Here is a 1,834-nt window from a genome sequence, read left to right as displayed (position 1 = left end):
GCCTGCAGGCGGGCCTGAACACCTGGGGCGTTGACATCAATCCCGACAACTGTCGCGCACTGCTGGCGGCGGGCGCCAAAGGCGCGGGCCCCAGCGCGGTGCCGTTCGCCGCGGAACTGGATGCAGTTGTGCTGCTGGTGGTCAATGCCGCCCAGGTGCGGGGGATCCTGTTCGGCGANAGCGGCCTCGCCGCCCATCTGAAGCCNGNCNCCGTCGTGATGGTGTCGTCCACCATCGCCTCCGCCGATGCTCAGGCCATTGCCGAGGCGCTGGCGGAGTACCAGCTATTGATGCTCGACGCGCCGGTATCGGGCGGCGCCGTGAAAGCGGCCGCCGGCGACATGACGGTGATGGCCTCCGGGAGCGATGCCGCCTTTGCCCGCCTCGCGCCGGTGCTGGACGCCGTGGCCGGCAAAGTCTACCGCATAGGGAGCGACATTGGTCTTGGCTCGACGGTAAAAATTATCCATCAGCTGCTGGCCGGGGTGCACATCGCCGTTGCCGCCGAAGCGATGGCGCTTGCCGCCCGCGCCGGGATCCCACTGGAGACGATGTATGACGTGGTCACCCACGCGGCGGGTAATTCCTGGATGTTTGAGAATCGCATGCAGCATGTCCTGGATGGCGATTACTCGCCAAAATCCGCTGTCGATATTTTTGTCAAAGATCTCGGGCTGGTGAATGACACTGCCCGGGCGCTGACCTTCCCGCTGCCGCTCGCTACCACCGCGCTGAATATGTTCACCTCCGCCAGTAATGCCGGATTCGGTCGGGAAGATGACAGCGCGGTGATCAAGATTTTCAACGGCATTACCCTGCCGGGCCATAAACAGTGAGGAGAGACAACATGCAGCTTGGTGTCATTGCCGATGACTTCACCGGCGCCACGGATATTGCCAGCTTCCTCGTGCGCAACGGCATGCCGACGGTGCAACTGAATGGCGTGCCGACCCGCGATATTCCGCTGACCAGCGAGGCGGTGGTCATCAGCCTGAAAACCCGCTCCTGCCCGGCGGAAATGGCCGTCAGCCAGTCGCTGGCGGCCCTGCGCTGGCTGCAGGCCCAGGGCTGTCAGCAGTTTTATTTCAAGTACTGTTCCACTTTCGACAGCACCGCGCAGGGCAACATTGGCCCGGTGCTGGATGCCCTGCTGGCCGAGCTGGGTGAGACGCGGACGGTGATTTCCCCGGCGCTGCCGGTTAACGGCCGCACGGTCTATCAGGGATATCTGTTCGTCGGCGAGCAACTGCTGAATGAGTCCGGGATGCGCCACCATCCGGTGACGCCGATGGAGGATGCGCACCTGGGCCGCTTAATTGAGCGCCAGGGGCGCGGAAAAGCCGCGCTGATTGCCTGGCCGATTGTCGCCCGGGGGCCGGAGGCGGTCGCCGCCGCGCTGGCGGCAGTCAACGATCCGGCGGTGCGCTATGTGGTGCTCGACGCCCTCAGCGAACAGGATCTGCTCACCCAGGGCGTGGCGCTGCGGGAGATGAAGCTGGTCTCCGGCGGTTCCGGCCTCGCCATCGGCCTCGCCCGCGACTGGGCGCAGCGCCATGGCGCCCGGGGTGAAAGCGCTCAGGCCGGCATGCCGCTGGCCGGCCCGGCGGTGGTGCTCTCGGGCTCCTGCTCGGTGATGACCAACAGCCAGGTGGCGGCCTATCGTCAACAGGCCCCCGCCCGCGCCGTCGACTTAAGCGCCTGCTTTACCGATCTGGAGAGCTACGTCAGGACGCTGACTGACTGGGTGGACGCGCAGCTCGATGCGCCGCTGGCGCCGATGATCTATGCCACCACCGAGCCGCAAACGCTGNAGCGGATCCAGGCGCAGTNTGGC

At 65.6% G+C, this 1,834-nt stretch carries 2 protein-coding genes; both read left to right on the top strand.

What is annotated here, in order from left to right; translation table 11 throughout:
- Window positions 1-836: L-threonate dehydrogenase (gene ltnD / locus VZP09_RS08020; protein ID WP_328795029.1), on the top strand; the 836-nt coding region annotated here is incomplete at its 5' end.
- Between the two features lie 11 nt (window positions 837-847).
- On the top strand, window positions 848-1,834 hold a 987-nt coding region (gene otnK / locus VZP09_RS08015), incomplete at its 3' end, for a 3-oxo-tetronate kinase (RefSeq protein WP_328795028.1).

The sequence above is a fragment of the Klebsiella sp. EMBS2024 genome (assembly GCF_036233805.1).
Lineage (GTDB): Bacteria > Pseudomonadota > Gammaproteobacteria > Enterobacterales > Enterobacteriaceae > Klebsiella > Klebsiella pneumoniae.
Note: the sequence above shows the minus strand (reverse complement) of the source record. Positions and strands in the feature narration are given on the sequence as shown.